At 58.1% G+C, this 21,932-nt stretch carries 19 protein-coding genes; 5 read left to right on the forward strand and 14 right to left on the reverse strand.

Annotated elements, in window-relative coordinates; all coding sequences use genetic code 11:
- Nucleotides 1–4 precede the first annotated feature (4 nt).
- A complete protein-coding gene (locus ACR0B0_RS09170) occupies nt 5–1,084 on the reverse strand; it encodes a quaternary amine ABC transporter ATP-binding protein (RefSeq protein ID WP_480647439.1) in 1,080 nt (359 codons plus the stop codon).
- A gap of 60 nt (nt 1,085–1,144) precedes the next feature.
- Nucleotides 1,145–2,080, reverse strand: a complete 936-nt coding sequence (locus ACR0B0_RS09175) for an ABC transporter substrate-binding protein (RefSeq protein WP_170361707.1) — start codon at nt 2,078–2,080, stop codon at nt 1,145–1,147.
- Nucleotides 2,081–2,514: 434 nt separating this feature from the next.
- Here ACR0B0_RS09175 and ACR0B0_RS09180 point away from each other — a divergent pair, with 434 nt between their 5' ends.
- Both ACR0B0_RS09180 and ACR0B0_RS09185 read left to right on the forward strand, forming a co-directional pair.
- Nucleotides 2,515–3,618: a Hint domain-containing protein gene (locus ACR0B0_RS09180; protein ID WP_480647441.1), complete on the forward strand. Its 1,104-nt coding sequence runs from the start codon at nt 2,515–2,517 to the stop codon at nt 3,616–3,618.
- 353 nt (nt 3,619–3,971) lie between these two features.
- Nucleotides 3,972–4,859: a DMT family transporter gene (locus tag ACR0B0_RS09185; RefSeq protein ID WP_480647495.1), complete on the forward strand. Its 888-nt coding sequence runs from the start codon at nt 3,972–3,974 to the stop codon at nt 4,857–4,859.
- Between the two features lie 135 nt (nt 4,860–4,994).
- Here the strand turns inward: ACR0B0_RS09185 and ACR0B0_RS09190 are convergent, their stop codons facing one another.
- From ACR0B0_RS09190 to ACR0B0_RS09215, 6 genes are all read right to left on the reverse strand, one after another.
- Nucleotides 4,995–5,198 carry a hypothetical protein gene (locus ACR0B0_RS09190; RefSeq protein ID WP_170350076.1) on the reverse strand — a complete coding sequence of 68 codons (204 nt, stop codon included), beginning with the start codon at nt 5,196–5,198 and terminating at the stop codon, nt 4,995–4,997.
- A 348-nt stretch (nt 5,199–5,546) separates the two neighbouring features.
- Nucleotides 5,547–5,903, reverse strand: a complete 357-nt coding sequence (locus ACR0B0_RS09195) for a DMT family transporter (protein ID WP_170350077.1) — start codon at nt 5,901–5,903, stop codon at nt 5,547–5,549.
- Nucleotides 5,904–5,932: 29 nt separating this feature from the next.
- Nucleotides 5,933–7,369, reverse strand: a complete 1,437-nt coding sequence (locus ACR0B0_RS09200; protein ID WP_480647443.1) for a UbiA family prenyltransferase — start codon at nt 7,367–7,369, stop codon at nt 5,933–5,935.
- Between the two features lie 104 nt (nt 7,370–7,473).
- On the reverse strand, nt 7,474–8,844 hold the full coding sequence (locus tag ACR0B0_RS09205) for a nucleotide sugar dehydrogenase (protein WP_480647445.1): 1,371 nt from the start codon (nt 8,842–8,844) through the stop codon (nt 7,474–7,476).
- A 221-nt stretch (nt 8,845–9,065) separates the two neighbouring features.
- Complete coding sequence (locus ACR0B0_RS09210) at nt 9,066–10,241, reverse strand: glycosyltransferase family 4 protein (protein WP_170350080.1); 1,176 nt, start codon at nt 10,239–10,241, stop codon at nt 9,066–9,068.
- A 44-nt stretch (nt 10,242–10,285) separates the two neighbouring features.
- Nucleotides 10,286–11,371 (reverse strand): NAD-dependent epimerase/dehydratase family protein, encoded by a 1,086-nt coding sequence (locus tag ACR0B0_RS09215; protein WP_170350081.1) that lies wholly within the window; start codon nt 11,369–11,371, stop codon nt 10,286–10,288.
- Between the two features lie 158 nt (nt 11,372–11,529).
- Between ACR0B0_RS09215 and ACR0B0_RS09220 the strand changes: the two genes are divergently transcribed.
- The gene (locus ACR0B0_RS09220; protein ID WP_170359863.1) at nt 11,530–12,585 is read left to right on the forward strand and encodes a Gfo/Idh/MocA family protein; all 1,056 of its coding nucleotides are present in this window, start codon (nt 11,530–11,532) and stop codon (nt 12,583–12,585) included.
- The gene (locus tag ACR0B0_RS09225; RefSeq protein ID WP_480647448.1) at nt 12,582–13,502 is read left to right on the forward strand and encodes a glycosyltransferase family 2 protein; all 921 of its coding nucleotides are present in this window, start codon (nt 12,582–12,584) and stop codon (nt 13,500–13,502) included. The genes ACR0B0_RS09220 and ACR0B0_RS09225 overlap by 4 nt, the downstream gene beginning before the upstream one ends.
- A gap of 13 nt (nt 13,503–13,515) precedes the next feature.
- Here the strand turns inward: ACR0B0_RS09225 and ACR0B0_RS09230 are convergent, their stop codons facing one another.
- Nucleotides 13,516–14,712: a glycosyltransferase family 4 protein gene (locus ACR0B0_RS09230; protein ID WP_480647450.1), complete on the reverse strand. Its 1,197-nt coding sequence runs from the start codon at nt 14,710–14,712 to the stop codon at nt 13,516–13,518.
- Nucleotides 14,713–14,871: 159 nt separating this feature from the next.
- Between ACR0B0_RS09230 and ACR0B0_RS09235 the strand changes: the two genes are divergently transcribed.
- Nucleotides 14,872–16,152, forward strand: coding sequence for a glycosyltransferase family 4 protein (locus ACR0B0_RS09235; RefSeq protein WP_480647452.1), 1,281 nt, complete (start codon nt 14,872–14,874; stop codon nt 16,150–16,152).
- A gap of 8 nt (nt 16,153–16,160) precedes the next feature.
- Here ACR0B0_RS09235 and ACR0B0_RS09240 read toward each other — a convergent pair whose 3' ends face one another.
- The 5 genes from ACR0B0_RS09240 to ACR0B0_RS09260 form a co-directional block, all read right to left on the reverse strand.
- Nucleotides 16,161–17,690 carry a GMC oxidoreductase gene (locus tag ACR0B0_RS09240; protein WP_170350086.1) on the reverse strand — a complete coding sequence of 510 codons (1,530 nt, stop codon included), beginning with the start codon at nt 17,688–17,690 and terminating at the stop codon, nt 16,161–16,163.
- A gap of 18 nt (nt 17,691–17,708) precedes the next feature.
- Complete coding sequence (locus ACR0B0_RS09245) at nt 17,709–18,680, reverse strand: NAD-dependent epimerase/dehydratase family protein (protein ID WP_170399693.1); 972 nt, start codon at nt 18,678–18,680, stop codon at nt 17,709–17,711.
- 93 nt (nt 18,681–18,773) lie between these two features.
- Entirely contained in the window at nt 18,774–19,517 is a 744-nt protein-coding gene (locus ACR0B0_RS09250) for a polysaccharide deacetylase family protein (RefSeq protein WP_480647455.1), read from the reverse strand.
- A 3-nt stretch (nt 19,518–19,520) separates the two neighbouring features.
- Nucleotides 19,521–20,960 (reverse strand): protoporphyrinogen/coproporphyrinogen oxidase, encoded by a 1,440-nt coding sequence (locus ACR0B0_RS09255; protein ID WP_480647457.1) that lies wholly within the window; start codon nt 20,958–20,960, stop codon nt 19,521–19,523.
- Nucleotides 20,957–21,931 (reverse strand): lysylphosphatidylglycerol synthase transmembrane domain-containing protein, encoded by a 975-nt coding sequence (locus ACR0B0_RS09260; protein ID WP_480647458.1) that lies wholly within the window; start codon nt 21,929–21,931, stop codon nt 20,957–20,959. The genes ACR0B0_RS09255 and ACR0B0_RS09260 overlap by 4 nt, the downstream gene beginning before the upstream one ends.
- Nucleotide 21,932: the final 1 nt, after the last annotated feature.

The following is a 21,932-nucleotide window of genomic DNA, read 5'->3' on the forward strand; positions in this document are numbered from 1 at the left end:
TAGGTCAGTCCTTGACCGCTGAGGCGTCTGATACACCGCTGGCCAAAGCGGCAATCACGTTCTGACTGGTCATGTGTACCAGCGCATTGTCGTCCTTGCGCACGGCCACCCCGTTGTCGTGTGAGGCCAGATAGGGCAGCAGATCGGCCACATTGGTTGAGGCCGGAACCTCTTTGATCCCGCTCGGCGGGACGTTGTCCGAAGCCACATCGCCCGCCGTCAGGATCAGCTCCCACGGGACGTCATTGGTGAATTCACGCACATAATCGTCGACGGGGTTCAGGATCAGATCGACTGGGCGCCCGATCTGAACCACTGCGCCATCCTTCATGATTGCCATTCGATCGGCAATGCGCAGCGCTTCAAGAAAATCATGGGTTATGAAGACGATAGATTTGTGCAGCTCTTGCTGTAGCCGCAGGAACTCGTCCTGCATCTGGCGTCGGATCAATGGGTCCAGCGCGCTGAAGGGTTCGTCCAGAAACCAGACCTCTGGTTCTACAGCCAGCGACCGTGCAATGCCGACACGCTGTTGCTGCCCGCCCGACAATTGGCTGGGAAAGCTGCTTTCGCGCCCTTCTAGGCCGACCAATGAGATCACGCGCTCGGCGCGCTCCAGACGCTCTTTGTCGTCCAACCCTTGCAACTTCAGGGGAAAGGCCACGTTTTCCAGAACGTTCAGGTGCGGCATCAGGCCAAAGCTTTGGAACACCATCCCCATCTTGTGACGGCGAATGTCTATCAGTTCCTTCGCCGAGACCTTCAGCAGATCCTCACCATCCAGCAATATTTCCCCGGCGGTGGGTTCGACCAGACGGGACAGACAGCGCACGATGGTGGACTTACCCGAACCTGAAAGCCCCATGATCACAAAAATCTCGCCCGGCATGACATCAAAGCTGACATCGGTCGAGGCGACAATGCCGCCGTCATCGCGAATGTGTTGAGCCAGGGCCTTGGCCTCGCTTGGGACCTGACCTGCCACACCGATGTTGCGCAGATGTTGATCCGCCCCTTTACCGTAAAGTTTCCAAACATGTTTGCAGGACAGTTTCGGGGTGCTGGGTGGGGAAGATGCAGTCATTTTAGCAGCCTTACAAAGGGTGGAGCGCATATGTCGCGCTCCACCATGGTCAGAGACGGGTTACTGTTTTGCCGCTGCAACCCAAGGCTGCCACACGTCTTCGTTTGCGCCCATCCACTCGGCCACGACTTCTTTGACTTCGCGCCCGTTCTGATCCACTTCCAGGATCAGTACGTTCTGTACGTCGTTGGTCAGGTTCATTTGCTCAACCATCTTCATCGCATCCGGATAGGTCGACGCGAAATCTTTCGAGACGATCTTATCGACAGTTGCCTGCTGGAAGCCGCACGCCTCGCCGCGTTTCTGGCTGGCCTCGTCGCAGGTGCCATGCGGCGTGTCCCATTCGACCCAGTTCACATCGGTCTCGGCAAAGACCCAGTGCGGCTGCCACATCATCATCAGGATAGGCTGCTCGGCGGCCACGGCGCTTTTCAGTTCGGCCAGCATCGCTCCTTCGGAACCGCCCGGAACCGGCTTGAACGGCAGATCGATCAGCTCAACCAGATCGGCTGACCGGGTTCCCCAGTCTGCCGGGTAGGTGATCAGACGACCATCCGGGAAGGTATCCGCGGCGGCAAAAGCCTGCGCGCAGTCATACAGCGCCTCATAGGCCGGTAGGCCAGGGCATTTTTCGGCCATGTATGGCGGATAAATCCAGCCTTCCTGCGGCTCAAGCCCCAGGCCGCCAACAACAATGATATCCCCGGCCTCAACGGCCTTGGGGTAGATGTCGCCGACATTGTTGGTCCAAAGTTCCGGCTGATAATGCAGGCTGCCCTCGGCAATGGCGGCCAGCTGCGGCACGGCACCGGCGGTCACGTACTCGACCTCGTGGCCCAGCTGTTCGAACAGCGCCCCTGCAAAATGGGCCGAGATATGCTGACCGGTCCATTCGTTGACAGCAATCTTGATGGGATCGGCCAGAGCAGCGCCCTGGCTTAACAGCAGTGCGGCTGAAGCCAGCAAAGCAGGCTTCAGAGAGTTTGAAATAGTCATTGTGTGACCTCCGTTGGTGGACTGGCCATTTTGGCCTTTATTGTTTGCTGTATCGAAAAACAGTACAGTTGCAGGTATTTGGCCCAACAGACTGCTTTCTATCAACAGTGTTTTTAATAGCTCTTTCGAATGCGATCTTCACTTGCACCAAGTTGAGCATGAACGCGATCCTAACATGAGAAAACAGACCATCAAGGATTTGCACCGTAAGTAATTGATGCGCAACACGGGTTCGGTTCTTTTGCGCATCACTACACGATAAAGATCTGTACTCTGCTGATGATTGACCAGCCCGACCCAGATACCAATAAGACACGTTTCGGTATTTGTTTTGACCACCAAACCCGATCCACAAATAAAAATTCTTGAATTGTTAAGAAGCCGAAGGTTATTTGACTGCTGTACGTTCGTTTTTTGTTTTTTACGAGTTTTCCATGCCGACAACATTTACCGTCTTTTCCCTTGGCAACCAGCAAATCTGGGACACGGCTGAAGGCAACCAAACCCTTTCAACCGGCGCAGTGAATTCGTCCCTTGGCACCTATGGGTCTGCGGGAAATCCTCTGTTTGACAGTAGACAGACTTTCGCCGAGGCAGGGTCTGGTTTCAGCGGCGGGGATTCTACGGCCTATGATCTGGACAACAACGTCTCGAACGATCAGTTCAGCATCGACGGTGGGTCGCCGCAGTCGTTTGATGCAGCAATGCAATTCGATGCTGTCATTACATATACCGATGGCTCGACCGTAAGTATTACAGCTGTTGTTTTTCAAGATACCAACGGCAACACCTATTGGGCACCGGAATTTCAGGATAACGCGGATCAGGACGCGATCGACGCAAGCGCGATCGAGTCGATTCAATTGGTCTCGCCGATCTATGCGAACGGCTTCAATACCGGATACTCGCTGTTCGGGGAAAGGGCCGATTCCGATCCGTTGTGTTTTGTGCGGGGGGCGTTGATTGCCTGCCCGGACGGGCCCAGGCCCATCGAGTCCCTGAAAGCGGGAGATCAGGTGCTGACCATGGATAGCGGCGCACAACCAATTCGTTGGATCGGTCGACGTACGATGGCGGCTATTGGAAAATTCGCACCCATCCGAATCCGCGCGGGTGTTTTGGGCGCCGAGGACACATTCGAGGTCAGCCCGCAACATCGCCTTCTGTTACAAGGCGCCGACATCGAGTTGCAGTTTGCCAGCCCACAGGTTTTGGCAGCAGCAAAGTATCTGGTTGACGGTGACGGAATATCTGTGCGCATCGGTGGCGAAGTCGAGTATTTCCATCTGCTTTTTGATGATCACCAGATTGTCTGGGCCAATGGTGTCGCGTCAGAAAGCCTTCTTCTTGGCAAAGCGGGGACAGCCGCGCTGGATGAAGAGGATGTTTCGGAAATCCAGACGTTGTTTCCGGAACTTGATTTGCAATCAGGGCGGGGTGTTGAGGCTGCGCGCCCGGTTTTGAGATCTTATGAGGCGTCGTTGATGACCGCGGGGCGTTCAACGGAAAATCCAGGTGCCCTTAGAAAGATTGCTTGAGGCGGCGGAATAATTTCCTGTTTTAGAATGGCACGGATCAGGGAATTTAAGCCTTTGCGTCTTGCGGATCAGGATTAAAACCCCAGAAATATCTTTCAATTCCAGGCGTGTAGAGAAGTAGAAGCGCGAACGTGCGAAATCTCGCAAATGCCTGGCTATGCGCAACAAGGTAATTCATCGCCTTCTTGGAAGTCGCGGATTTGGTCGAGTGACCATTATTAGAGAGCTTTCCGCAAGAATCGGGTCGCGGTGTTGGGGGCGCGCGGACTAGTTTTTTAGGAGAAGCATCAACGAGGAACCGGCAATAAATGACTCCGCAGCCCATGCCATCGATGGATTTGAAGGCCACTGCCATGCTGCTGTTGCTTGCGGCCGTTTGGGGCGGTTCGTTTTTCTTCGGCGAGGTTGCCCTGACCGAAGTGCCGCCACTGACAATTACGCTGCACAGGGTGATCTGGGCGGTTCCTATTCTTGCCCTGATCGTCATAATCAAAGGATTGAGCGTGCCACGCACCCCTCGGATATGGGGCGCTTATCTTGTTATGGGCGCGCTCAACAATGCCATCCCATTCTCGCTGATCTTCTGGGGACAAACGCAGATCGACAGTGGACTTGCGTCAATTTTAAATGCAACGACGGCAATGTTCGCAGCAGTTGTGGCTGGTTTGCTTCTCAAGGATGAGCCGTTGACGCCAAAGAAGATAGCAGGTGCTGCGCTAGGTATATTGGGTGTGGCCTTTATCATGGGACCAAGTGCGTTGACTGAGTTCAATCCCAGCAACCTGGCACAGTTGGCTATCCTTGGGGCCACACTTTCCTATGCTTTTGCCGGCGTCTGGGGCAGAACTGCCCTTTCAGGCCAACCGCCGCTTGTGAATGCGCTCGGTATGCTGATTGGCAGCACCGTGCTTATGATCCCAATTGTTCTTTTGATGGATGGCGCCCCCAATTTTGATTTGTCTTTAGGCGTTTGGTCTGCGCTTCTTGGGATGGCCGCGTTGTCAACGGCATTGGCCTATGTTCTTTACTTTGCAATTCTTGCGCGTGCGGGTGCGGCCAATCTTCTTTTGGTGACGCTGCTGATCCCACCGTTTGCTATCGGTCTTGGCGTGACATTCCTTGGTGAGAGGATGGAGCCGAGTGCGTGGATTGGGTTCGCCATCATTGCTTTGGGCTTTGCCGTGACCGACGGTCGACTTTTTTCACGCATCGCTAAAGGCAAGCCCAGACAAGCGGAATGAGACGCATCTTTGAATTTCACGGCATAATGGCAGGCGCGAGAAACACGAAGTTCGAATATGGATAACTTTTACATGGAATGAGGGAAGTTTCAGTACAACAGGACACTAAGCAACATGGAAACCGCCCAGCGGCGCTTAGCCGGAATAGGCGTGATCGTGTTTGCGGAGTCGATTGTGCAACAATTTGGCCACCCCAATCACGATGAGAGCTGCCAGAATGAACAGCCAGCCAAACAGAATATAGGCCCCCAATGCCATCAGGATAGAAGAACCGGAATATAAGGCAAAACCGCCAGCACATAGGCCAACAAGGATGGCTATTCCGAAAATTCCCATCATTTCTTTCGGCCCTCCGGCTGTGACCTTGGTCGTGTCCCCCTCCAAACTGGCAAGAGTGATGCCTTGGAGCGAGCGCCCACGATGATTCCGCGCCTAAATCATGGCAAAACTGTGAACCACCTTGGGTTAAAATTTGATTATTGTTACCTGACGGGGCAACGCCCCACTACTCGTTCGACACTGCGTATTTTTGAGGCCAAAAGAAGCCTGACCAAATTATTCCTTAAATTCCGTGCTGCGGCAATGCTTTCTGAAAAAGACCTCGAAAAATGTGCGAAGGTTTGCTTGCCAACATATAGATCTGTTGCGGGATTGGACCAGTCGCACCGGGCTTGTTTAGACCAGGCCTCAGGCTTGTTTCACCTGTGACAGGACAAAAACACCAGCGATGACCAGCCCGATGCCAACGATTTTTTGCAGGTTCAGTGTCTCGGAAAACAAGAAATATCCGACGACAAGAATGCCGACCATCGCCAATCCGGTGACGGCCGGGTAGGCGATACTCAGTTCAAGGCCGCGGATGGCGACAATAAAGCTGCTCAGCAACAGCAAACCACTGATCAACCCGGCCCAGGCCCAGGGCGAAACCACAAGGGCACGAATATCGAAAGGTCCTGAAAGCTGTTGCACAGCCAGTTTGAACGAGACGTTTGTGCAAATGTTCGCGCAGACCGCAAATAGCAACGCAGACCAGTATAACGACATAGTATTCTCCTTCGTTTTCGCGGCCATCATCAAAGGGTCAGGTATTTCGCAGCCAGGGTCACAAGAACAAACGCGCCACCGACCATAAGACTGATCCTGTCGCGCAGGGCAAACAGGACCGGATCGTCCGCGACCCGTCCGCGCCGGGCACCGACCCAGATGCGGTTGCCCCAGTACAGCAGTAGCAGACACAGCAGCCAAAGGATTTCGGGTGTCCGGTAAATCTCCTGCACTTCGGGGCTGTTGATATAAAGCGCCAGAATGACAACGGCTGCGGTGATATTGGCCACGCCCAGGCTGAACATGGTTTCGCTGTCGGCATAGGAATAATCCCGGCCATGGACATTGCCGTCATCTTCAGGTGCCGCGGCCACTTCGATGTAGCGTTTCAGATAGCCGAGGCTGACAAAGACAAACATCGAGAATGCCAGAAACCAGGATGACAGGACAATTCCGGTGGCCGCAGACCCCGCGATGACACGCAGCGTGTAAAGCGACGCCAGCACCATGACATCCGTTGTTGCAATCTGTTTGAGCCAGAAGGAATAGGCCATGGTGATGATCAGATAGGCAATCAGCACAACCGTAAAGACGGGTGGAAGGAAAGTCAGTGAGAGAGCAAAGGCGATAACGGGCAGCGCGATGGCCCCGGCAATGCCTGTATGCAGGGACAGATCGCCCGATGGCAGAGGGCGGTGCCGTTTGCTTGTGTGCTGGCGATCAGCGGCCAGATCGACCAGATCGTTCAGGAAATACACGCCTGACGCACAAAGACTGAAGCAAACAAAAGCCAGCAAAGACGCAAGAACCGACGAAAAGGGCAGATATTGTTGAGAGGTAAAGATCGGCGCAAAGATCAGGGCGTTCTTTGCATATTGATGCGGCCGCATTGATTTGAGAAAGGCGCGCCACAGCGGCGGGCGTGATGTGATGACTTTCTCGGCTGTGCCCGCCGCCTGCGCCGTTGCCACCTCGGATTCAGGAGCATTTACGAATATGTTCGACGCAGAGGCGGCCCAGATCGGGTTGTCGGCGGCGCTGTCTCCGGCATATGCAAATGCATCACCATGGGCGGCGGCGCGTATCGCGGTCAGCTTGTTGGCGCCTTTCAGGTTGTGATCTGCATCCGTTGCCAGCACGGACTCGAATATCCCCAGATGTGCGGCAACCTTATCGGCATATATGCGGTGCGAAGCTGTCGCGAGAACCAACTGCCTGCCATCCGCTTTCTGCTGTTCCAGGTATTCAAGAAGCGGGGTTTCGTATGGCAGCGTCTCAGCCCTGAGGGTGACCTCCTGGGCAATGCGTTCCTTGGCGTAGGGAATACCTTTGAACAGCCATAAAAGGAGGGGAAAGATATTAAGCGGGTTCCTTTTCAGGAATTGAAGGATGGCCTCGACAAAAAGATCAGTTCTGATCAGCGTCCCGTCCAGATCAACAAAAATTTTCTCGGGCTTTTCACTCATTACAAGAATTCTACTTTTGATTTTTACCTCATTGAAAGTACGTAATTTTAGTAACCTTTTTTCTGTTTCAAAATTGCCGGACGCGTTGCACAGGGCTGATGTGTTCAGAGTTTGACGAGCTTGCCGCTTGTCACGGTAATTTCTGCTTTTTCAAAGACGTTGCGTGTGTCGAAGATCAGCGTCGCCGTGCGCGCGACCAGATCGTAATCCGGGGCGCTGTGATCGGTGATGACGGCCACCGCCGCATATTGTCTCAGGTTCTCGGCCGCCAGCGGCACAGACTCCCGGCCCGCAAGCTGCGGGTATTCACCGCCTTCCGGCAGTCGGGGGAAATACGGGTCGTGATAATCCACCTCGGCCCCCAGCTTCTCCAACTCATCCAGCAGCACCAACGCCGGGCTGCGGCGGGTGTCTTCGACATCGCGCTTATAGGCGATGCCCATCAGCAAAATATTCTGCCCGGTCAGCGGCTGCCCGGTTTCCGCCAGCGCCGAGCCGTTGCGTGCCGTCAGCTCTGCAGCCATGCGCGCAGCCAGCATCTGCGGGACGGCGTCGTTGCTGGAGCGTGCCAGGTTGATGATCGGCGTATCCGAGCCCGCATCCGCCGCACGCCAGGCCAGATAGGCGGGGGATACCGGAATGCAGGCCCCGCCAATGCCGGGGCCAGGATAGAAGGGCATGAAGCCAAAGGGCTTGGTGGCCGCGGCCTCGATCACCTCCCAGACGTCCACATCCATTGCCTCAAGCGCGGTTTTCAATTCGTTGACCAGGGCGATATTGACGGTGCGAAAGCTGTTTTCGACCAGTTTGACGGCCTCGGCGGTAGCGGCTGAACTGACCGGCACGGCGCTGGTGACGATGGCGCGATAAAAATCTTCGACCAGTTGCCGCGACAGCGGGTCGTCGGCACCCACCACTTTGGGAATGCTGTGCGTGTCGAACTTGTCATTGCCGGGATCTTCGCGTTCGGGTGAGAAGGCCAGAAAGAAATCGCTGCCCGCACGCAGACCGCCGGCCTCAAGAATGGGCTGGACCAGAGTTGTCGTGGCCCCGGGCCAGACGCTGCTTTCCAGTACCACCATCTGACCCGGACGCAGATGCTGCGCGATGGTTTGGGCTGCGGCAGCAACAAAGCGCATGTCCGGGTCCTGCGCATCGGTCAGCGGGGTCGGAACGCAGATCAGCACGATATCGGCCTCGACCAGTGCGGCAGGGTCCTGCGTGGCGCGAAAACGCCCGCTGTCCACAGCCTGCGCGATCCGGTCGGATGCCAGATACGAGATGACCTGATCGCCCTGATTGATCCGCGCCACCCGATCGGGGTTTAGGTCAACACCGGTCGTGTCGAACCCCTCATCATAGGCGGTCAGCGCCAGCGGCAGGCCGACGTAGCCCAACCCCACCACCGCGACCCGCGCGTCGCGCGCCGCGATAAGCTGCCCGAGGGACTGATGGTGCGAGGTTTCGTAGTTCATAATTTACCCTGATCTTACAAAGTCAGACTGAAATCAATTCACGGTATGGCTGTCGGAAATTCTAACCTTTTCCACGGATAGGAGGAAGGGGGTGCGAATCCAACAAATTTGTCAGCCTGGTTCCAGACTGCCGTACCGCGTTTCCAATAAGGGTTCAATTCTTGGACGGACACAGAATTGTTGCGGGAAGTTTGAAAAAGGCGCGCCTGGGAAAAATTTCTTTACTTCGGGCTTAGCGCCGTTCGAAACGATGCCTCGGCCAGTTCTGCACCTTTGTCCCAGCTAAAGTTTGAGGCTTGCGCCATGGCTTTTTGCGACAGGTCACTTCGTAGTCCGGGTTCTGTCAGTAAGCGGATGGTTTGATCCGCAAGGGCCTGGCTGGATAGGGGGTCGAAATAAAGCCCGCCATCACCCACCACCTCGGGCAGACTGCCGCGATCCGAGGACAGAACGGGCGTGCCGCATGACATCGCCTCGAGCGCGGGCAGACCGAACCCCTCCCAAAGCGAGGGAAAGACCAGCGCATCGGCCGAATTGAGCAGAGCGGCAAGTTCGGGGTCATCAATCTCGCCGGTGAATAGGATGCGTTCGGACCGGGTGGCATCAGCGGCAGCACTGGCCTTGAGGTCTTCGACATTGTCCCAGAACCGCGCCCCGGTGGTGCGCCCGACAATAGCCAGCCGCGTTTTTGGCGCTTTCTGAAGGATCTGAGGCATGGCCTCAATTAGGCGCAGCACGTTTTTATGTCGGTTGAACCCGCCCAGATAAACTAAAAGCGGTGCGTCAGGTGGGATTCCATAGGTCTCTCGGGCTTTCACCAAAACCCGATTGTCGTGAATAGGCTGAAAGATGTCCTCGGCCCCTTCCGTGATCGTGTCAATTCGCGCGCGGGGAATGCGCAGAATACGCGTCAGGTCATTTGCCGAAGCGTCCGAAATCGTCATCACCCGCGTCGCCTGCACCTTGGCCAGCCAGCATTTGGCCTGCCACAGTCGGAAGTTCAGACGTTTTGGAAAGATCAGGTCGGGAAAGCGTTCGGGTATCGTGTCGTGATAGCAGACTACCGTGGGTCGCCGGGACGGCAGCGGAAAATAGGAATAAACCGCCGGGTAAAAGAACACGTCGCAGTCGATGTGTCGGGCCGCCTTGGCCATTGTCAGCAAATCGGCCCCGCCCCGGGCTTTGGCTCCCGATGAGGCCTCGGACATCGAAAATTCAGAGCCTGCAATGCGGGTTTCGACACCTTCCGGCACGGGTCGTGTCGGTTCCTGATCAAACAGGAGCGTATATCGAAAGCCGGTATCGCGGGCGGCCAGAGCAGTGACCAGATTCCGGGTGAACCGGCCAAAGCCTCGTTCGTTATCCCAGGGTGTTGCGTCAATGGCGATGTGGGTCAAAGGCCTTGGTCCCTGATAACATGCAGTAACTGGTTGCAATTAAACTATTTTCCATACCTGTTGCGCAGATAATCCTGCGTGGCCTCCAACCCAGAGTCGAGGTCGTATTCCGGTGCATAACCTAGTCTGGCCCGCGCATGGGTGATCTGGCAATGCCCCTTGGTCGAGAACAGTTCCAACATATAACGGTCCGGGTAAACCTCGCCCTGTTGCGGCAACCGTTGTTTCACCATTTGCACTATCCCCTCAAACCTCTCGCGACCGATCCAGCCTCGGGCAGCGGCGCTGATCCGGGCAGCCAGCGGCGGTGTGTCCGGGATTGTGCCGGGTTCCTCGGGTGGCAACCGTTCTGCGAGATCGGCCAGCGGAACATAATGAGTGCTGCCCCGACCGATGATGTTGGCATAGCCGGTCAGCAGAGAGGACCATGAAAAAGGACGCGCGCCTGAAATGATGAACCGTTCTTGCCCAAGCCCCTCCAGCACTGCGGCGCGCAGCATGGCCTGTACCAGATCGTCGACGAACACTGCGTTGCACAGCCCCTCGGGTTCGGGCAGCACCACACTGCCGGCGGCCATCCAGTCGGCCAACCGGTCCGTCCAGAGCATGCTACCCGGGCCATAAACCAGCGTTGGTTGCAGGATGGCAACCGGGCAATTTCCTTGTATCAGGGTCTGTTCCATCGCCATTTTGGCTTGGCTGTACGGTGTGCCTCCTGCTTGGGACGCGGGGCTGTCTTCGGTCAGATTTTCCTGTGGCCAGCCGTCATAGACGACGATGGAACTGATATGGATGATCCGTCCGACCTCGACAGCTTCGGCGGCCTGTCTGAGGGTGTCGAATGTTGCAAGGTTTTCGGCTGCAGGCGCGCGCATGTCATAGGCCAGATGAAATAGTACGTCCTGATCGCGCAGGGCGGATTTCATCGCAGCCCCATCCCCAAGCGATCCTGTCACAACCTTTGCGCCCATTGCCGCAAGTGCGTGCGCGCCATGGCGACTGCGCAGCAGAACGGTGACCTTGGCACCCGCATCCAGCAAGGCCGGAACAAGCCGTTTACCAACAAAACCGGTTGCCCCGGTCACGAAGACCGATTTGCCATTCAGGCGGTCCAATCCGGTGATGCTCACACTTCAAATCCTCTTTGATCTCGTTTTGTCGGCAAATGTCATCCTTCAGAAACCTAGCGTGGAGGCAGCGTCTGTGCTACTCCGCTTATAGGTGAATTGTTGTTAAAGATGCCGGGTGTAGCCCTGTTGCGCACCCGTGATTGTTAATGAGGAATTGAATGAAGATCGGTGTGATCGGGGCGGCCGGAAAGATCGGCCAAATGCGGGTTCAGAACATTCTTGAGTCTCCTGATGCTGAATTGGCGGCGGTTCTGGACTTGGAGTTTCATCGCGCTGTGGCTGTGGCGGATGGCGCGCCTGCCTTTACCGATCTCGACCGGTTTTTTGCCACGTCGATGGATGCGGTGGTGATCTCGACCCCGGCACATATACGTGAACCGCTCTGCCTGCGGGCCTTTGCCGAAGGCCTGCATGTGCTGACCGAAAAGCCGCTGTCCCCGACCGTGGAAGGGGCAAGGCGCATCGTCGATGCCGCGAAAAAGGCGGGCAAGGCTTTAGGGGCCGGGTTCAATATGCGCTACTACCCGTCGTTCGCGCATGTGAAAGAGGTCGCATCCTCGGGCGAGATCGGAGAGATCGACCATGTCCGCGTATATGGCGGCCATGACGGGTTGGGCCATTTCACCCATGATTGGGAATATCAGGCCGAATTTTCCGGCGGCGGTGCGTTGTGGGATGTGGGTATTCATATGACCGACATGGCGCGTTTCATTCTGGGCGAGATTACCAGCGTTTATGGAGTGGCCACCAACACGGTCTGGAACGTGCCGGGGTCCGAGGACAACGCTGTGGCAATCTTCAAGAACCCCGATGGTATTCCGGCGATCTATCAGGCCTGCTGGAACGATTGGAAAGGCTATCAAAGCGTGATCGAGGTGTACGGTTCGCGCGGTATGGTGCGCGGGGCCTATGCGCCGATGCAGAACCTTGTCATCACCATGGACAAGCCCGGTGGGGCGCCCAAACGGGTGCGTAAGTTTTATCCGGAAATCATGGTGCGCGAGAAATTGAAATCCTGGAAATCGACCGCGATCCTGTCCTTTGGCGACGAACTGGCCGACTTCATTCGCCTAACCCGTGGTGAAACCGGTCTGAACTGCGCCGACGGTCATGCGGGCCTGCGTGCGGTCGAAATCGCCGCCGCCGTGCCGGAAAGCACACGCAGCGGTCAGCCGGTTGAACTGGACAATCTGGGGGACATGACAATCCAATGAGCAGTGATCCGACCCTTTCCATCGTTCTGACCATCGTGCAAGGCGGCAGCTATGTGCGGGATTTCCTTGAAGCAGTACGCAGTTTCGATGATCCGCCACCGCTGGATGTGATTATTCCCTATGACGCCAGTGTCGCGGATGTGGCGCAATATGCCGATGACTATCCAGAAGTGCGGTTTCTGGACCTTGGCGTGATCGACCCGATCCGCCCGATCACCTCCGAGGCGGGCAAGCACGAGCTTTATGATCGCCGTCGTTCGGCCGGGCTGGCCGCGGCCACAGGAGATATTATTGGCATTCTCGAAGACCGAGGTCTGCCGCAATCCGACTGGGCGCGCACCATTGTGCGGTTGTACGAGGAAACCGGAAAGAACGTGATTGGTGGCGCAATCGAGTGCATGGAGCCGGTCAGCCCGCTGAACTGGGCCTTTTACGTCACCGATTTTGGCCGCTACGGGCGACCGTTTGAAACCGGTCCGGCGGATTGGGTGTCAGACGTGAACTTGACTTATAGCCGCAAAGCCTTGGATGAGACCCAGCACCTGTGGAAAGATCGCTATCACGAGCCAATCGTGCATTGGCACCTGATCGAACAGGGTGAGGAGCTGTGGCTCTCGAACGAGGTGGTCGTGCATCACCACCGGCCCAGGGCGACATTTCGGGAATTGCTGCCCGAGCGGTTCGATTGGGGTCGCCTGTTCGGTGAAATCCGGGTGCGCAATCAAAGCAACGCAAAGCGCCTGATGCTGATCCTGGCGGGGCCACTGATTCCGCCACTGCTTTGGGTGCGTCACTATAAGCTGCAGGCCAGCAAGGGGCGGGGGATGCGGTACCTCAAGACGCTGCCGTATGTCATGCTGCTGTCTACCGCTTGGACGCTGGGCGAAGTCTGGGGCTACATCACCAAACGTCCCTGATCTGCGGTCCTTTTTAGCGACCTGCCAGAGTGTAATAGGTCTTTTCGAATTGCTGGTGCACCCAATCCGGATCGAACCGGTCTTCGAGGCTGCGTTTCAAAGCATTTTCCGCAAGGGTTCGGCGGCGGTCTTCGTCTGACAAGACATCCGCCACGGCAGCGCAGATCGCATCGATATCGGCGATGGGCACGACCGCGCCAACACTGTCATCAATCAGTTCGACCACGCCGGAACAGGCGGTGGCCACCGCCGGGGTTCCGGCCTGGAACGCCTCGGCAATGGTGAAGGGCAGCGCCTCCCACCGCGAGGTCAACAGGAACAGATCCGCCGCGCGCAGGTGTCGGATTGGCTTGTCCGTGCGACCAACAAAACGCAAGTGCTTGCCGAGGCCCTTTTCCTGCGCCAGCGCGTGCAGCTGTGCCTCATCCGGCCCGTCACCTGCAACGATGAAACGATAGCCAGGATGGGTTTCTTTCATCCGCGCGACGCAGTCGATCAGAATGTCGATCCCCTTTTGCGGCAGCAGACGGGCCAGTGTGACGATCACCCGGTCACCATCCCCAAGCAACTCAGCGCGCAGGTTGGCAATGTCCTCTGCACTGTCCTGAGGCGGGGGTGTGACGCCCAGACCGATGACTTTCAGCTTGTCCTGCGGCACATTGCCGATGGTGGCCAGATCCTCGGCGGACCGATGACTGGGCGTGATCACCAGATCGCATTTCGCGGCAATCCGGCCGAATGCGGCGATCCGCTCGGGCTCGGACCCGTGATAGGTAACGGCGACGGGGATGCGCCGCCCGGTGCGGGCCAGAATTGCAACCAGCGCAGGGGCGGATTCATGGCAGTGGATCAGATCGACCGGATTGTTCGCCAGCCAGCGCCGCAACCGCCAAGCCGCGACTGCCGTATGGTGCAACCGGTTGGCGATGTTGCCGCCATCGCCAGCGACATAGCGGGTGGGCAGGTCGAGGAAATCCGGCTGCTGATCAGGCCCGCCCCAGATATCGGCGGTGCCAGCCAGCGTGACGCGATGATCGTGTGTCTGCAGCCACTCACTCAGCCCTAGGATATGCCGGGTGATGCCGCCCATACCGAACTGGGTGCCCATTTCGACAACATGAAGGGGGTCTGAAGAGGAATAGGTCTGCATCTGAAGCGGGATCGAGCCAATTTTCTGAACTATTCCCCGATCATAGCATGCGCACAGCATTTGCACATGCTGTGGTCATAGCCCGTGACAGCCTGCGTATGTTTGCAGCATGTCCGCAACACCGGTGGCTATCTGAGTGTCCAAATGGCTTGTTCCTTTCGATTGTCGCAGGGATCGTGTTTCATACCTGAAAGTTATTGGTTGTTTGGTACAATTCACATGCAGTCGCTGCGCATTCTGATGTTCACCACATTTTACCCGCCCTATTCCTTTGGCGGTGACGCCATAGGGATTCAGCGCATGGCCCGGGCGCTTGTGGCGCGCGGTCACGATGTGACGGTGGTGCATGACGAAGACAGCTATTTGATCCTGGGCGGAAAGCCGCAGGCTGAGGGCGACCCCGATGGGGTGCGGCGGATCGGGCTGCGCAGCCGCAATGGCATGATGTCGAACCTGCTGACCCAGCAGCTGGGTCGACCTGTTGTACACGCAGCCCGCATCCGCGAGATACTGGCCGAACGGAAACCGGATATCATCTGGCACAACAATACATCCCTGATCGGAGGACCCGGTCTGTTGCCGATGGGTGAGGGGCTAAAGGTTTATGAGGCGCACGAGCATTGGCTGGTCTGCCCCACCCATGTTCTGTGGCGGTACGGGCGGGAGCTGTGCGACGCGCGCCAATGCCTACGCTGCGTGCTGAATCACAAACGTCCGCCGCAGCTGTGGCGCTATACCGGCGCGCTGGACCGGGCGCTGGATCATATGGATCTGATCATTGCAAAAAGCGAATTCAGCCGCGCCAAACATCGCGAATTCGGTCTGCGGCAAGACATGCAGGTGCTGCCCTATTTCCTGCCCGATCTCGATCAGAGCGCCCTGCCAGAACCAGCGACCCATGAGCGCCCCTATTTCCTGTTCGTCGGACGTCTGGAAAAGATTAAAGGGTTGCAAGATGTGTTTCCGGCCATTGACCGCTATTCGGATGCCGATCTGCTGATCTTGGGCGACGGTGACTATGCGGATGAGTTAAAGAGCCAAGCCGCAGGCAATGACCGGATTAAATTCCTGGGCCGCAAAACCCTTGAGGAGCTTAACGCCTATTACCGCGGTGCGATCGGGTTAATCGTTCCGTCGGTTTGCTATGAGACGTTCGGCATCATCCTGATTGAAAGCTTCCGTCTGGGCACGCCGGTTATTGCCCGTCGGTTGGGCCCATTCCCCGAGATCGTGGAGCGGGCCGGAGGTGGGTCGCTGTTTGAAACCGAGGATGATTTGATCGCGGCGATGCGTGAATTGCAGCACCAGCCGGACCAGCGCGGGGTGCAGGGAACTGCGGCGCGCAAGGCCTTTCTGGACATTTGGCATGAGACCTCTGTGCTTGAAGCCTATGGTGCGGCGCTGGCGCGTGCGGCGCATGGAAAAGGTGATCGGGCGCTTTCTGCGGCTCTGGAAGCCGGTGCGTTAGAGAACGGAGCGCGTGCAGCATCACTTGCATGAATTGAGCGCTAGGGGGTCAGCGTTCCGATGCGATGGGCATTGGCCATGACCGAGAAGGTGATGGTTGTGGCCGGGATGCTGGGCAGGCTCGAGGCATCGACAAGATGCACCCGTGATAATCCATGCGGCCGCCCCAGGATGTCGGATTGCCCCGCGCCGGGGGCCTTGGCCATAGGGACCGAGCCGCCGACGTGAAAGCTGGACCCCACCTCACCCGGACGGCGGGCAAACGCCAGCGGTATGAGGCCGGCACGTTTCAGCACCTGTGCCAATCGGGACGTCACCCACCCCATCACCATTTCGGTTGCCTCATTGGTCTGCACCGTCGGGACCAGCCGCCTGTCAGTGGCCAGCGTCAGGTCGATCCGGGCGGAATGGGCCGAATGCAGAAACGCCTGCGCCACGATCAGCCGCCGCGCCAGCATCCGCCACAGAACGCCCGATCCCGGCAGTTTGGAGCCGTGGCTGTTGATCAGGTCATGGGCATAAAATTCGTTCCAGGTATAGACCTGCGCATGGACCAGATGGGGTGAGATGTTCGGATCATCCAGTTCGATGAACATCTGCGGCAAGGTGTGATAGGGCCTTTGATCCGGGCGGCGCGGTGTGCGCCAGCGGTGCAGGTTGGGCAGAAAGAAATGCTGGCTGTCCTGTAGTTGCAAACTGGTAGACGGATCCGGCGACGACGTCAAAAACAGCCGCGCCGTTTCCAGAACCCCGGCGGCCACAAAAATGCGACTGGCTTGCAAGGCCTCGCCATCCTCCAGCGTCAAGGTGACGTGGTCGGCCTGTTCTTCGAACCGGCGGGCGAGGCCAGCGCGATATTGAAAGGCCGGGTTACGGCGCAACTCAGTCAGCGTTTTCTGGGCTGAATAGATGTAGCCCCAAGGGCATCCATGTAGGCACTGGCCGCAATATTGGCATCCGGGGTCAACGGCCAGACGCGCCAGTCCGGCATGGGCGCCCAGTTCTGACAGGCTGGTTTTCTGATGCTCCAGACGCTGCAACAACTGCTGCGCCTGTGGGGACGGGGTCAGCGGCACCCGGTCCTGCATCGAAAGGGCGGGGAACAGGGTCTGCAATGCATCCTGCTGGCCGCTTACGGGAAGAAATTCGGCGACGGCGCGGTAATGCGGAGCCAGATCGTCAATTCCAATCGGCCAGTCCGCGATGTCCTCGGCGCGGTTGGGCAGAACCGCCGAACCCCAGAGATTGGACAGCCCGCCCACCGCATGTGAGGCCCGCAACCCGATCCGTTCGGGCGACACCAGTGTCTTGGCGCCCGGCACCATGGCAAAATCCGACCCGAACCGGCGCACCTGCCCGGGCGGTGTGTCGAATTGCGGGGCCTGCCATTTTTTTTGGTCATCAACAGACCAGGTGTCGGGATCCGAAGCCGCAAGCTTGTCACGGCGGTCTTGCGCCGGGGCCTCCAGCCTGCCGCCCGGGTCCAGCATCAGAACCTGACGCCCCCGGTTCAGCAAAGCCATGGCCACAGAGACGCCGGACGGCCCGGAGCCGATCACCAGATCAGTCACAGATGGGAACCTGACGGCTCATGCGGAAACCGGGGCCTGCATTTCAGTGATGATATCTTCGATAGTCTGCTGCAGCGTGCGCATCGGGCGGAATCCAGTGACGCGCTCCAGCTTTGACACATCGGGCAGCCGGCGCTGCATATCCTCGAACCCTTCGGGATATACCGCGTCATAGGGAACATAGCGGATTTCCGAGTTGGACCCGGTGAGTTCAATGACCTTTTCAGCCAAAGCGCGGATTGTGACTTCTTCGTTCGAGCCGATATTGAAAACCTCGCCTTTTGCCTGTGGCGCGTTCATCAGCAACCCCAATGCCTTGACGACATCGGCCACATGACCGAAGCAACGCGACTGCTCGCCACTGCCATGCACCATCAGGGGCGCACCCTCCAGCGCGGCTTTCACGAAATTCGGCAACACCATGCCATAGCGGCCCGTCTGTCGCGGCCCGGTGGTGTTAAAAAACCGCAGAACCGTGACTGGCAGACCGGATTCGCGCGCATGGGCCAGCGCCAGAAACTCATCCAGCGTTTTGGCACAGGCGTAGGACCAGCGCAGGTTGCGCGTGGCCCCAATGGTCAGATCGTCGTCTTCCTGAAACGGAAACTTCGCGCTTTTGCCGTAAACCTCGGATGTAGAGGCGACAAATGTATAGGTCTTGTTTGGCAGCGCCGCATCCAGAACATTCTCGGTACCCGCAACATTGGTCAGGATCGATCGGCTGGGCTCATCCATGATCAGTTTGACGCCAACGGCGGCGGCCAGATGAAAAACGACGTCAGCCGGACGAACCAGATCGGTGACCATCTGGCGATCCAGAATTGAGCCTTCGGTGAATGTGAAATTCGGGTGGTCCGCAACCGAGGTCAGATTTGCCAGCCGTCCGGTCGAAAGATCATCAAAGACCGTGACCGTGTGGCCATCCCGGATCAGCTGTTCCGTCAGATGAGAGCCTATAAACCCGGCGCCACCGGTAACCAGAATATGCATTTGTTCGTACCTGTTACTTGTTGAAAACCAATTTACCGGATCGTACAACCCGCGCTGCGTATCCGGCTATAGCCGCAGGCGGAAAATATCTGTTCACCACGGTTGCCCGCGTATTGCCGCGCGCACCCCTCGCATTGTCTTGCGCGCCGTCAGATAGGCTTTGCCGCGCCCTTCCAAATGCGCTTTCCAACGGGCGATGTCGGTAAAGTAAAACATCTCGAGCCGGGGCAGATCGTGGACATCGTCCCCCGCCTTGGCCACGCCCAGCTTGGTGCCGACCGAAGTGTCGTAATGCTGAGCGATCTGTCTGAGTACGCTGCTATTCGACGCGCCGTAAGGCGGTGCGAAATGCCGGACAGGCTGGCCCAGCCGCGCGGCAATGTCCTGACCGGAGCCACTTACTTCCTCTTCCAGCATGAGCGTATCCAGCGTGGTGAGATCGGGATGGTTGACACTATGCGCGCCAAAACAGACCCCTTCCCCTGCCAGGGCTTCGATCCTGTCCCAACCCATCAGGGGGCGGGGCGGGATGTTGCCTCCGACCCAGTGGTCCATCCCGCCCATCAGGCCCGAGGGCAGATAGACGATGGGGCAGAAGTCATGATCGCGCAGAATGGGCCAGGCGGTATCAGCGAAATCTTCAAAACCGTCATCGAAACTGATGATGACCACGCGGGGGCCGGGCGGGTTGGCCAGCGCATCGGGCGTGACCACCGGCAGGTCGGATGCCGCCAGCGCCTGCATCTGTGCGGCAAAGATGTCAGGCGCGATCGAGGTCGGCCCAGGCGCATCCGAGATCGAATGATACATCAGGATATCGGCCTGCCACGCGGACATGGGTCAGTCCTCCACCACATGGGTGGCAAAGACCTCGCGATACCGGTTCCATTTCGCGCGGTCGACCTGGCCTTTGCCATTGATGCAGTCCGCCGCGCCATAGGCCATGGCAAAGGCGTGGTGGGTGTTGTCATGGGCGAACAATCCCTGACGTCCAAATACGAGCAATCCGTCCAGATTTGAGAGCCACTGATCAACCGTATCAAACCGCGCCTCATACCCCACGTCGTAAACCGGATAGGCGTGGCTCAGCCGTCGGGATTCACAGCGGCGCACCGGCACGGTGACCGGCAGGCCCAGCTGGTCCAACCATTTGGTGAACTCCTGCCCCAGTTCTTCGTCGGACATGGACCACCACTTTTCATCCGGGTCGCAGGGCAGTTCGGCGCACAGCACGGTCACGCCCTTCGGCGCGCCACTGGCGTTATAGTTCTTGGGTTCTGACATCCGGCTGATCGGGATCGACAATTCCGGAAAGTAATGCGCGTCGAACTCGGTGAACTGGTCTGTCTCGAGTACCAGATACAGCAGGATCATGCCCCTAAACCGGATGGCGCGGGCGGCATCGACCACTTCCGGCGGAGGGGCGTCGATCAGGCGCGTCAACCCGGTCAGAGGAATGGTCGACAGGATCAGATCGCCGGTCACATGCCGCTCGCTGTCGCCGTCGCGGATCGTCAACCCGGTGATACGGTCGCCGTCGCGGTCAATCCCAGTGATTTCGGTGTTGAACATAAAGGTGGCGCCATTTGTGCGCGCGCTTTCAAGCATTGCGTCCGAGATTTGTCCGAACCCTTTGCGCGGATAGAAAAATCGCCCGGCGGTTTCGCTGCGCAGCCCAGGCACCAGGCGCAGCATCTTCATCAGGATCTTGCCGACCGATCCGCTGCCGACCCGGCGCTCGGCCAGCTTGACGGCCAGCTTTTCCGGGTCCAGCCCCCACAGCTTGCGCACGTAGGGGAAATAGAAATTGTCCGAAATCGTTGGCCCCAACCCGTCATAAAGCACGGTCGAGAATGTCTCGGGGCCCGTGCTTTTCTTGCGAAAGGGTTTCAGCACCATGTCCCCGATCAGTGACGCGGCAAAGGGCTTGGGCAGGCGCATAAGCGCGTCGGTCAGTTTCAGCGGGAAGTGAATCCATTTGCCGCCCAGCCGGATACGCCCATGGCGCGGGCGCAGCAGCAGATCGTCACCCAACAGCGTTTTCACATCCTGCAGCACCTCAGGCTCTGCCGCAGGGTGAAACCGGTGCGAGCCATAATCGCAAATCACGCCTTCGACCGGGAACGAGGCCGAATTGCCGCCTGCAATGGGTGCGCGTTCGATCACGGTCACCTTTGCCTGCCCGGTCAGGGCGTATGCTGCGGCCAGACCAGCGGGTCCGGCACCGAGTATGATGATTTCAGGCTTATCCTCGCCTGTTGGCCGGGAAACATCCGTCACTTGCACTCTTCCTTTTGGGAATTCGCCGGAGCGCTAAACCGCATCCCGGACATTGTCAGAACCAGCGCGCCAAACCCGCCCGCTGTAAACAGAACGACCTGCCAGACCAGCCCGGCTGCCACGACGGCAGGCGCGCTGGCACCAAAGGGGGCCAGAAAGCCCGCCAGCGTGGCCTCGCGCAGGCCCAGCCCGTTCAACGACACCGGCAGAACTGCGATAATCTTGGCCAGCGGCCAGGCAAATATCCACGGTCCGGCTGCCACATCGACACCCGCCGCGATGGCCAGCCACCAGGCCAGCATGACCAACAACAACTGGATCAAAACCGACGCGATAAAGGCCGCCGCCAGTGTGCCGGGTTTACGCCCCATCCCGGCCAGCGCATCGGCCAGGCGATGCGCAAAGCCTTTGCCGGGCAGCGACGGGATATAGCGCCAGGGCAGGGGCAGCAGGCGCGGCAGCGCAACCATACCCGCCAGCGCTGCAAGCAAGACCAGCGCCACTGGCACGATCATATGCCCGCCCTCGGCCCGCTCCCATGTCAGGACAAACCCCAGGCAGGACAAGGTCAACAAGGCCACCATGTCGATCAGTCGATCCACGGTTGCGCCTGCGACGACCCGCGCCCCGTCTTTCATTGCCGCTTGTGCCATCCCGGCGCGCACCGTATCGCCCCCAATCGCGCCCGGCAGGCACAGATTGGCAGCCAGACCGGCAAAATGCGCCCGGACAGCCAGCAGGGGCGAAAGCCCGCGGCCCAGCAGCAGCCACCATTTCAGCGCTGCACCCACATGGGCCAACAGGAACAGGACCAGTACGCTCAGGAACACCCAGATCGGGATTGCCTTGAATGCCGCCACGATGGCCTCGGCCGGAAGGATCCAGAACAGGATCGCCAGCACCAAAGCCGACCCGGCCACCCGGATCAGCCAGCGCCGTTGATTTGGATCGGAAAGCATGCCGCCGCTCATG

It is taken from the genome of Ruegeria sp. BA12 (genome assembly GCF_056539625.1).

Excerpts from the sequence above, each read along its gene's own strand:
- ACR0B0_RS09195 (WP_170350077.1), bottom strand. The coding sequence starts at position 5,903 with ATGTCGTTATACTGGTCTGCGTTGCTATTTGCGGTCTGCGCGAACATT.
- ACR0B0_RS09205 (WP_480647445.1), bottom strand. The coding sequence starts at position 8,844 with ATGAACTACGAAACCTCGCACCATCAGTCCCTCGGGCAGCTTATCGCG.
- ACR0B0_RS09170 (WP_480647439.1), bottom strand. The coding sequence starts at position 1,084 with ATGACTGCATCTTCCCCACCCAGCACCCCGAAACTGTCCTGCAAACAT.
- ACR0B0_RS09185 (WP_480647495.1), top strand. The coding sequence starts at position 3,972 with ATGCTGCTGTTGCTTGCGGCCGTTTGGGGCGGTTCGTTTTTCTTCGGC.
- ACR0B0_RS09235 (WP_480647452.1), top strand. The coding sequence starts at position 14,872 with ATGCAGTCGCTGCGCATTCTGATGTTCACCACATTTTACCCGCCCTAT.
- ACR0B0_RS09200 (WP_480647443.1), bottom strand. The coding sequence starts at position 7,369 with ATGAGTGAAAAGCCCGAGAAAATTTTTGTTGATCTGGACGGGACGCTG.
- ACR0B0_RS09190 (WP_170350076.1), bottom strand. The coding sequence starts at position 5,198 with ATGATGGGAATTTTCGGAATAGCCATCCTTGTTGGCCTATGTGCTGGC.
- ACR0B0_RS09220 (WP_170359863.1), top strand. The coding sequence starts at position 11,530 with ATGAAGATCGGTGTGATCGGGGCGGCCGGAAAGATCGGCCAAATGCGG.
- ACR0B0_RS09250 (WP_480647455.1), bottom strand. The coding sequence starts at position 19,517 with ATGTCCGCGTGGCAGGCCGATATCCTGATGTATCATTCGATCTCGGAT.
- ACR0B0_RS09175 (WP_170361707.1), bottom strand. The coding sequence starts at position 2,080 with ATGACTATTTCAAACTCTCTGAAGCCTGCTTTGCTGGCTTCAGCCGCA.
- ACR0B0_RS09225 (WP_480647448.1), top strand. The coding sequence starts at position 12,582 with ATGAGCAGTGATCCGACCCTTTCCATCGTTCTGACCATCGTGCAAGGC.
- ACR0B0_RS09260 (WP_480647458.1), bottom strand. The coding sequence starts at position 21,931 with ATGAGCGGCGGCATGCTTTCCGATCCAAATCAACGGCGCTGGCTGATC.
- ACR0B0_RS09180 (WP_480647441.1), top strand. The coding sequence starts at position 2,515 with ATGCCGACAACATTTACCGTCTTTTCCCTTGGCAACCAGCAAATCTGG.
- ACR0B0_RS09245 (WP_170399693.1), bottom strand. The coding sequence starts at position 18,680 with ATGCATATTCTGGTTACCGGTGGCGCCGGGTTTATAGGCTCTCATCTG.
- ACR0B0_RS09230 (WP_480647450.1), bottom strand. The coding sequence starts at position 14,712 with ATGCTGTGCGCATGCTATGATCGGGGAATAGTTCAGAAAATTGGCTCG.